Raw genomic sequence first — 9,665 nt, 5'->3', positions numbered from 1 at the left:
CACTCCTGCGGAGGGAGCGCCATACGGCAAGGGACTGAGCAGTCAGGCCCGACGAGCTTTCATTATACATAAGCATAAACATACTTATAATTGTTAAATATATTCAAGTTTTTATTATAGTTCATTCGTTATACAACGACAGTAAGAAGTCACTCTACTTTGAAGAAGTATTCATCGAATACCAGTCGATAGAAAAGGATGCCCAGGGAGGCATTACCCTGAACGTTAAGCTGTCATCTGTGAACGGAACAATTCTGGATGCAATCATCCCGATAAAACGCTTCCTGCTGAGCAGTGACCTGAACAAATAACCAATTATTCTTTGCTTACATGCAGTATTCCTGCATGCAAGTTTTTTTATATACATATTCATCAATCACCGTATCAGCCATGCAAAAGAAAAAAGCTGTCTTCAACTGGAGCGGAGGAAAAGACTCTGCACATGCCTTGTGGAAAATCATGCAGTCGGACGAATATGAAATACTCTTCCTGCTCACTACTGTCAATCGGGAAACCACACGCTCTACCATGCACGGTATCCCGATGGAACTGCTGCAGGCACAGAGCCGGAGCATCGGTATTCCACTGAAAATAATCGGTCTCCGTCCGCGGGGAGACATGGACGACTATAACCGGGCCATGACCGAAGCCGTAGAAGAACTGAAGGCAATGGGGATTACCCATTTCATCTTCGGGGATATTTTCCTGCACGACGTAATGCAATACCGGAAAAGGCAACTGGAGCCGATGGGGATTCAGGTGGTGGAACCCTTGTGGGGGAAAAATACAGTAGAGGTAATGGATGATTTCCTTCAGACCCGGCTGAAAACGATCATTGTCACTACCATGCACGACGGATTGGGAAAAGAGGCTATCGGAAAAACCCTCGATGCTGAATTCATTGCCTCCCTTCCTTCCGGCTGCGACCCCAACGGAGAAAACGGAGAGTACCACACCTTCTGTTACGACGGTCCGATATTTTCATATCCGGTACCTTTCCGCCTGGGAGAGCCTTTCATGGAGAGCTATGATATCAAACTCGACACAGGAGAGGTACGTACCTACTCTTACTGGTTTGCCAACCTGCAGGAAGAATAAGCCGTCTTCCTGCATCTTCCTGCAGGTTGTTTTACTGGAAAAGTTTGGCAAAATCTTTCTCGAAAACTGCAAATCCCCCGGGGTATACCAGCCCTATTTTCTCCGATACCGGTGCCAGGTTCGTCTTGTCATCAAACGATGCAAACAAATCCACCAACAAAGACCGGGGCATCTTTTCAATCAGAAAAGTGACCAATGCGTGCGCCAATATATAAGCCGACTGCTCATCGGTCCGTTGCTGCTTCATAAACTTTTTCCTGCCGGCATCTACGAATTCTTTCAGGTTCACTTCTCCCAACATATACATGGTACGGATTCTCCCCTTTTCATAGGTATCCAGTGAATGCTTTACCCCTCTCTTTCCTAGATTACAATGCTCAAAATATTCTCCCAGCCCATCCATCAGCCATGCCGGAGGATTATTCTTCAAGACCTGGCGAGTCAAGAAATTACTCAGTTCATGATAAATGGTGGAAAGACTACCGGGTTCCTCCTCCTTCAGTCCTAAAATGACAGCCTCTCTCCTGTGGTTGTTGTATAGTCCGCCTACATTCTGTAAAGGCTGGACCTTGCCTACTCCCAGACTATCCAGGTAGTCCAGTCCATCCTCACGGTCAATGAAAACAGTAAGACGTACCCTTAACGTATCGGGAAGTCCGAAAGAGGAGTAAAAACCCTTCTCGAAATCCATCATTTTCTCAATGCGTTCCTTAGTCTCGTCGGATAAAGCATTGCCTGCGTATTCAATGTACAGCACCTGGGCATCCAGCCTGCAGCATACCCCCAAGGTCCAAATCAAAAAGACGAAAAAGCCCTTCATAATCCTTTTTGTTTCATGTATTTCTTTTTTTCACGCTTGGTCATTTCCTTCGTAACCAAGTCATCGTCTACCACAGCCTCATACAACTTTTTTCCTCCAGCTGGATGTCCCCCTCCGTGGTTCGGAAATACGGGACAAAATGAGAATAAGCATATCCCGAAGACATAGCATATTCAAATTTATTCTCGTCCAGAAAGAAATAGGAAACGGAAACTCCCGTTGGGCCCGCAATACCTACCGGCTGACCCGTCTGTACATGGTCACCGGCAGAGATGAAGCATTGGTCCATCACCAGATAAGCCGCAAAAGAATGATCGGCATGATAAACCAGCAACAGCCGGTCACTGTATGTCGTACAGGCAACCCCGCCGCGGGTAGCATACACAGTATCTCCCTTCTGCATATAGAAGTTCAATGTCTTCATCCGTTCACGCAGATCAATCTTCCAGGCTGTTTTTTCCCCGTTTTTTACCGGCAAGGCATAAGGAAAAGTGATATCAAAGTCCCGGACAAAAATTCCCCGATAATAAGAATACGAAGAAGGATTTTTAAACGGATTGTCAAAATTGGAGTCCTTTGCAATTTTAAAAATCGTATTCTTTCCCGGTGCGAGATTATACGACCGGTCATTCTGACGGTATACGTAATAATCACAATAATCATGATTATAATAGTTCAGGCACTGGTCCTGAGCCGAATTGGTTTCCCATTTGGACTCTATGATGTCCGCCGGTCTCTTTATCAGCCGGGAAAGCGACTGAGCTGAAAGAGAAAAAAACGACAGACAACCACAAACTACACTCATTCCAATTTTTCTTCTATCCCACATCATTCAACAGCTATTAAATTTAAAGTTAGTACCTAGATAACTATTTTCAAGTAAAAATACAAAAATAGCTTCACATTTCCCATTAAAAAGCCGAAAACATGATGGTTGTCCCGTCTTTGTTCCAAGCCCCTCCCGTTTGCTGCGCCCGTACTCCCCCTCCCGCCTTTCCGCCCCTCCATTTTCATTCATAAAGTATGCATAATTCAGACCAAATATTTTGCCCTTAAAATTTTAATCTGTTACTTTGTTGAGGTATAATGGAACATAAGAACTTGTTGAAACGCTATGGCAAAGGAAAAGACAGTATATGTATGCACGAACTGCGGACAGGAATCTCCCAAATGGGCAGGAAAATGCCCTTCGTGCGGACAGTGGAACACATTTGTGGAAGAAGTGGTCAGAAAGGAAACTCCTGTTGCCAAACACGTGGCCCACGGCATTGAGTCGGTACGCTCCAAGCCTCAGCGGCTGAATGAGATTGTCTCGGGAGAAGAGCAGCGCATGGATATGTGCGACCACGAGCTGAACCGTGTACTGGGAGGAGGACTGGTACAGGGTTCTCTAACGCTGATCGGCGGAGAGCCGGGCATCGGTAAGTCGACTCTGGTACTTCAGACCGTACTCCGGCTTGCCGGACAGAAGGTGCTCTATATTTCGGGAGAGGAAAGCGTCCGCCAGCTCAAACTGCGTGCCGACCGTATCCCTCATGCCGAAAACAGCGGGAATCTGCTGATTGCCTGCGAGACCTCGCTGGAACAGATTTTCACCCATATAAAGAATACGGCCCCCGACCTGGTCATCATCGACTCCATCCAGACCATCTCGACCGAAAACATCGATTCTTCTCCGGGAAGTATCGTACAGGTACGCGAATGTTCGGCGGCGATATTGAAATTCGCCAAGGAAACGGGCACGCCGGTCATACTCATCGGCCACATCAACAAGGAAGGCAGCATTGCCGGTCCTAAAGTACTGGAACACATTGTAGATACCGTCCTTCAATTCGAAGGCGACCAGCATTATATGTACCGCATCCTGCGGAGCATCAAGAACCGTTTCGGAAGTACGGCCGAACTGGGCATCTATGAAATGCGCCAGGACGGACTCCGGGAGGTCAGCAACCCCTCGGAACTGCTGCTCACCCAAGACCACGAAGGAATGAGCGGAGTGGCCATCGCCTGTGCGGTAGAGGGTATCCGTCCCTTCCTGATTGAAGTGCAGGCACTGGTCAGCACGGCCGCCTACGGAATGCCGCAGCGTTCGGCTACCGGCTTCGACCTGCGGAGAATGAACATGCTGCTGGCGGTGCTCGAAAAGCGCGTTGGCTTCAAGCTGGCTCAGAAAGATGTGTTCCTGAACATCGCCGGCGGACTGAAGGTAAACGATCCTGCCATTGACCTGGCGGTAATCAGTGCCATCCTGTCGAGCAACGTGGACACGGAGATTGAACCGGGAGTCTGCATGGCCGGAGAAGTGGGACTGAGCGGTGAGATCCGTCCGGTCAACCGCATCGAACAGCGCATCGGTGAAGCCGAGAAACTGGGTTTCAAGCGGATGCTGGTACCCAGACACAACCTCCAGGGACTGGACCGTAAGAAAATCAAGATCGAACTGATTCCCGTCCGTAAGGTAGAGGAAGCCTTCCGGGTATTGTTCGGATAATCCGGCTTACTGCCCAATCCGGCAGCGGAAAAGACTGAAACACAAAAGACTATAAACCTAACGCCCTATGATACAGGAATATCAACTAAGAATTCTGCCCGAACAGGCAGCCAGTGAACAATCGCTCAAGCAATATATCAGCCGGGAAAAGGGGCTGGATATACGCACCATACATGCAGTCAGGGTACTGAAGAAGAGTATTGATGCCCGGCAGCGGACCATTTTCGTCAACGTCAAGGCTCAGGTATTTATCAACGAAGAGCCTGCCGAGAAAGAGTTCATAGAGACCGAATACCGCAACGTGGAAGGAAGGCCGCAGGTCATCGTGGTCGGTGCAGGACCGGGAGGACTCTTTGCAGCATTGCGCCTCATCGAGCGGGGACTGCGTCCCATTGTCGTAGAGCGGGGTAAAAATGTGAGGGACCGGAAACTGGACCTTGCGCGCATCAGTCGTGACCACAAGGTAGATGCAGAGTCCAACTACAGTTTCGGTGAAGGAGGAGCCGGAGCCTACTCCGACGGAAAGCTCTATACCCGAAGCAAGAAACGGGGCAGCGTGGAAAAAATCCTGAACGTATTCTGTCAGCACGGAGCCAGTACGGCCATCCTGTCGGACGCACATCCGCATATCGGCACCGACAAGCTTCCACGGGTCATTGAGAACATGAGAAATACCATCCTGAACTGTGGAGGAGAAGTGCATTTCCAGACACGCATGGACAGGCTGATTATTGAAAATAACCGGGTAGTGGGTATTGAGACCAACAACGGAAAGACATTCCGCGGACCGGTCATCCTGGCTACCGGACATTCGGCACGCGACGTATATCGCTGGCTGTACCGGAACGGGGTGCAGATCGAGGCGAAAGGACTGGCTGTCGGAGTCCGGCTGGAGCATCCGTCGCAACTGATTGACCAGATTCAGTATCACAATAAAAACGGAAGGGGAAAATACCTTCCTGCAGCCGAATACAGTTTTGTACAGCAGGTCGGCGGACGGGGCGTATACAGTTTCTGCATGTGTCCCGGAGGCTTCGTCGTTCCGGCAGCCAGCGGTCCTCATCAGCTGGTAGTCAACGGAATGAGCCCCAGCAACCGTGGCGGACGGTGGAGCAACTCGGGCATGGTAGTGGAAATACGGCCGGAAGACTTGCTACATCCCGACCTGCAGGTACAGGCCGGCGAACTGATCGAAGGATCGGCAGAAGCAGAGACAGAGGCCCTGATTGCCGAAAGTCAGTCGCATTCCGACAGTGCCGGACAGCCGCACGTGCTTTCCATGATGCGTTTTCAGGAAAAACTGGAACAGCTTTGCTGGCAGCAGGGCAACATGCGCCAGACAGCACCTGCACAGCGCATGATGGACTTTACGCGGAAAAAACTCAGCTACGACCTTCCCGAAACGTCTTATAGTCCCGGACTGGTGTCTTCTCCGCTCCACTTCTGGATGCCCAAGTTTGTGGGAGAACGCCTCAGCCAGGGCTTCCAGCTTTTCGGCAAAAGTTCGCGCGGCTTCCTGACCAACGAAGCGGTGATGATTGCCGTCGAGACACGTACCTCGGCCCCAGTACGCATTATCCGTGATGCCGAAACCCTGCAGCACGTCACCGTAGAGGGCCTCTTCCCTTGTGGAGAAGGAGCCGGATACGCCGGCGGAATCGTTTCGGCCGGTATTGATGGAGAACGGTGTGCCGATGCTGCCGCCGCATATTTAAACCTGTAAATTCCATTGTATGATGCATCCGTCTGAAATTGCCATTCTGGAAAAAAATACCCTGACCGCACTGGGGCTGCAGACCATTCTGGAGGAACTGCTCCCCAATGCCGTCATCCGTGTCTTCCCGACTTTCGAAGAGTTGATTGACGACACTCCCGACATGTATGCCCACTACTTTGTGTCGGCACAGATTTATTTTGAGCATACGGCTTTCTTTCTGGAACGCCGTCCCAAGTGTATCGTTCTTTCGGCAGGCGAACAGCCGCTGCTGAACGGGGTTCCGACACTGAACCTGTGGCAGCCACGCGACGTGCTGGTGAAAAGCATCATGCAGTTGCGCAAGCACGGACATGAGATGACGCACCATCCGGTGACGGTACAGCAAGGGGCGGAGCGCGACCTCTCTCCCCGGGAAATCGAGGTGCTGGTACTGCTGACCAAGGGCCTCATCAACAAGGAAATCGCAGACAAGCTGAACATCAGTCTGACGACCGTGATTTCGCACCGGAAGAACATTACGGAGAAACTGGGTATCAAATCGGTATCCGGACTGGCTATCTATGCGGTAATGCACGGATACATCGAGGCCGACCGGGTATGACATAAGGGTATCCGGAGGCTGACGGAAAAACATTACGTCCGGAAGGCAACTTCCGGTTATGCATGGAGCAACGGACCGTGAAGGGAGAAAGAAAACCTCGCGGTCTTTTTTTATTTTCCCGCGAGGTTTTCCTCCGTCCGCCGCGGCCTTTTCCGTGATTCCTCGCGGGCTTTTCTTTCACCTGTCAAGAAGGAGAGACAGATGCTTAATGATACGCGGACTTATTTCCGAAGGAATCCGGAAGGCCTTTCCTTGTTGCTTCCCCGTACTTTCTCACTACAGTATCCTCATAAATTAGGATTGCAGGTTTTAATGATTTCAACTTATTTTGCATCCAAAATAAAAAGGATTACAATTAATAGAAAAGAGGCTAAACAGACAATGAAAAAGAAACAGATCTTATTGACTCCCCTGGCCGTGACATTGGCAGGAACAGCTGTCGCATTTCCGGTTCACGAGCCTTACAGTGCAGTAAAAGATACTACAAAAGTGATTGATATAGAAGAAGTGATTGTGATTGCGACTCCAAAGGAAAACAACCGCCTGCGCCAGCAGTCCGTTTCGTCGACTTCGTTCTCGCAGAGTGACATGCGGAGCCAGAGCGTGACTTCTGTCAAGTCGCTTTCGGGACTGGTGCCCAACCTGTTCATCCCGGATTACGGTTCGAAGCTGACCACATCGGTGTATGTACGCGGTATCGGTTCGCGTATCAATACTCCGGCCGTAGGACTTTATGTGGATAATATTCCTTATGTAGACAAGTCGGCTTTCGATTTCAACTATTCGGATATCGAACGGATTGACGTGATGCGCGGACCGCAGGGTACGCTCTACGGACGCAATACCATGGGCGGACTCATCCGTGTGTTTACCAAGTCTCCTTTCAGCTATCAGGGTACCGACCTGCGACTGAGCGGGGCTACCTACAACGACTACAAGGCTTCGCTGACGCATTATCACCGTATCTCCAACCAGTTTGCGTTCTCTGTAGGACTGTTCTATGAGCACGACGGAGGGTTCTTCAAGAACAGCCTGACCGGCAAGCGCATTGATACGAACAACGAATTCGGAGGAAGGGTACGTGCCATTTATCTGCCGAAGGAAAACCTGAAACTGGACTTTACCCTGAATTATGAATATACCAACCAGGGAGGTTATCCGTATGAATACACCGGTATGGTGAAAGGACAGGAAGACCGGGAAGAGTATGTGGGCAAGATTGCGTACAACAATGAGTGCGGATACAAGCGGAACATGATCAACGGAGGACTGAACCTGGAGCATCAGGCCGACCATTTCATCCTGAGCAGCGTTACCGGTTTCCAGTATCTGTATGACCAGATGGACCTTGACCAGGACTTTACCGAAAAGGATATCTATACCATGATGCAGAAACAGAATTCCAAAACGGTTTCTGAGGAACTGGTAATGAAATCGAAACCGGGAAACCGCTGGCAGTGGACAACGGGTATCAGCGGATTTTACCAGTGGCTGGGAACCGACGGTCCGGTGACTTTCCGCAAGGACGGAGTGAACGACCTGCTGGAGAAGAATATCAACAGTATTTTCCCGACCGGCAATCCGATGGCGCCTACCATGAATGTAGACATAACTACCGACAACCTGCTGATACCGGGACATTTCAACACCCCGATTCTGAACGGTGCAATCTACCACCAGTCGACCTTCAACGACCTGTTTGTAGAAGGTCTGTCGGTAACGGCCGGTGTCCGTCTGGATTATGAAAAGCTGAAAATGGACTATCATACCTCTACGGACCTGCCTTTCGACTTTCTCTTCAAGATGGGAGTCATTCCTATTCCGATTGAGGCCAAAGGACTGCATGCCCTCTCGGCTTTCGACGGCAAGGAATCGACCGATTACCTGCAGGTACTTCCCAAATTCTCCTTGCAGTATGCGTGGAACAAGCAGAACAACGTATATGCCAGTGTGAGCAAGGGATACCGTTCGGGAGGTTACAACATCCAGATGTTCTCGGAAATCATCCAAGGTTCGCTGCGCAACTCCATGATTGATGCGGTAGCAGGAAGCAAAGAGTTCAGCAAATTCGCCAGCATGCTGGAAAAGTTCAAGAAAGAAGGTACCAATATTTCCGAAACCACACTCTATAAACCGGAGTATTCATGGAACTATGAAATCGGTACTCACCTGACCCTCTTCAACGGCAAGTTGCAGGCCGATCTGGCAGGTTTCTACATGGATACGCACGACCAGCAGATTTCACGCTTTGCAGAGAGCGGTCTGGGACGTATTACGGTCAACGCTGGAAAGAGCCGGAGCATAGGAGCCGAAGCCAGCGTACGTGCACAACTTACCGACCGTGTCAGCCTGAACGGTAACTACGGTTATACGTATGCCACCTTTACCGACTATGTGACCAACGGTAAGAACGCACAGGGAGAAGTCGTGGAAATCAGCTACAACGGCAACTACGTGCCTTTCGTACCGAAGCATACCTTCACCGTAGGCGGACGATATACACAGCCGTTCAACAACTGCAAACTGCTGGACAACCTGACTGTAGACGTAAACTACAAGGCGGCAGGACGCATTTACTGGACAGAGCAGAACAATGCCAGCCAGGCACTGTACGGCACCCTGAACGGACGCATCGCCCTGCATAAAGGCAATGGTGAAATCGCTTTCTGGGTCAACAATGCGCTCAATGAAAAGTATCAGGCATTCTACTTTGAAACCATGAACAGAGGCTTCGCACAACAGGGACGCCCCGTGCAGGCCGGAATCGATATCCGCTGCCGTTTCTGATACGGCACCTGTCTGAAAGGCGACAGATTTCACATGCGGTTCCCTTTGGAACACGACAGAAATACAGACAGAAGCGGATACAAAAATCTCCTCATTCAGCCGGGAAAGGCTGTCTGAGGAGATTTTTATTTTCAGATATTACAGGATGGAA

Annotated in this window: 7 protein-coding genes; 5 read left to right on the top strand and 2 right to left on the bottom strand. The window is 50.0% G+C overall.

The features are described from left to right. Positions 1 to 390 precede the first annotated feature (390 nt). Positions 391 to 1,098, top strand: coding sequence for an adenine nucleotide alpha hydrolase (locus tag H3001_RS05925; RefSeq protein ID WP_181214371.1), 708 nt, complete (start codon positions 391 to 393; stop codon positions 1,096 to 1,098). Between the two features lie 31 nt (positions 1,099 to 1,129). Here the strand turns inward: H3001_RS05925 and H3001_RS05920 are convergent, their stop codons facing one another. After that, complete coding sequence (locus H3001_RS05920) at positions 1,130 to 1,918, bottom strand: hypothetical protein (protein ID WP_181214370.1); 789 nt, start codon at positions 1,916 to 1,918, stop codon at positions 1,130 to 1,132. Positions 1,919 to 1,985: 67 nt separating this feature from the next. Then, positions 1,986 to 2,723, bottom strand: a complete 738-nt coding sequence (locus H3001_RS05915) for a M23 family metallopeptidase (RefSeq protein ID WP_246368508.1) — start codon at positions 2,721 to 2,723, stop codon at positions 1,986 to 1,988. 309 nt (positions 2,724 to 3,032) lie between these two features. Between H3001_RS05915 and radA the strand changes: the two genes are divergently transcribed. From radA to H3001_RS05895, 4 genes are all read left to right on the top strand, one after another. Further along, positions 3,033 to 4,409 carry a DNA repair protein RadA gene (gene radA, locus H3001_RS05910; protein WP_181214369.1) on the top strand — a complete coding sequence of 459 codons (1,377 nt, stop codon included), beginning with the start codon at positions 3,033 to 3,035 and terminating at the stop codon, positions 4,407 to 4,409. Positions 4,410 to 4,476: 67 nt separating this feature from the next. Continuing rightward, positions 4,477 to 6,132 (top strand): NAD(P)/FAD-dependent oxidoreductase, encoded by a 1,656-nt coding sequence (locus H3001_RS05905; protein ID WP_181214368.1) that lies wholly within the window; start codon positions 4,477 to 4,479, stop codon positions 6,130 to 6,132. Positions 6,133 to 6,142: 10 nt separating this feature from the next. Further along, entirely contained in the window at positions 6,143 to 6,727 is a 585-nt protein-coding gene (locus H3001_RS05900) for a helix-turn-helix transcriptional regulator (RefSeq protein WP_394367793.1), read from the top strand. Positions 6,728 to 7,108: 381 nt separating this feature from the next. Next, entirely contained in the window at positions 7,109 to 9,514 is a 2,406-nt protein-coding gene (locus tag H3001_RS05895; protein WP_181214367.1) for a TonB-dependent receptor, read from the top strand. The last annotated feature ends 151 nt before the right edge of the window (positions 9,515 to 9,665 follow it).

The sequence above is a fragment of the Phocaeicola faecicola genome (genome assembly GCF_013618865.1).
Lineage (GTDB): Bacteria > Bacteroidota > Bacteroidia > Bacteroidales > Bacteroidaceae > Phocaeicola > Phocaeicola faecicola.
This window is presented reverse-complemented; position numbering and strand designations above follow the sequence as displayed.

Bases quoted from the DNA above. Each gene is read 5' to 3' on its own strand.
- H3001_RS05900 (WP_394367793.1), top strand. From the start codon at position 6,143: ATGATGCATCCGTCTGAAATTGCCATTCTGGAAAAAAATACCCTGACC.
- H3001_RS05895 (WP_181214367.1), top strand. From the start codon at position 7,109: ATGAAAAAGAAACAGATCTTATTGACTCCCCTGGCCGTGACATTGGCA.
- H3001_RS05905 (WP_181214368.1), top strand. From the start codon at position 4,477: ATGATACAGGAATATCAACTAAGAATTCTGCCCGAACAGGCAGCCAGT.
- H3001_RS05915 (WP_246368508.1), bottom strand. From the start codon at position 2,723: ATGAGTGTAGTTTGTGGTTGTCTGTCGTTTTTTTCTCTTTCAGCTCAG.
- H3001_RS05920 (WP_181214370.1), bottom strand. From the start codon at position 1,918: ATGAAGGGCTTTTTCGTCTTTTTGATTTGGACCTTGGGGGTATGCTGC.
- H3001_RS05925 (WP_181214371.1), top strand. From the start codon at position 391: ATGCAAAAGAAAAAAGCTGTCTTCAACTGGAGCGGAGGAAAAGACTCT.
- radA (WP_181214369.1), top strand. From the start codon at position 3,033: ATGGCAAAGGAAAAGACAGTATATGTATGCACGAACTGCGGACAGGAA.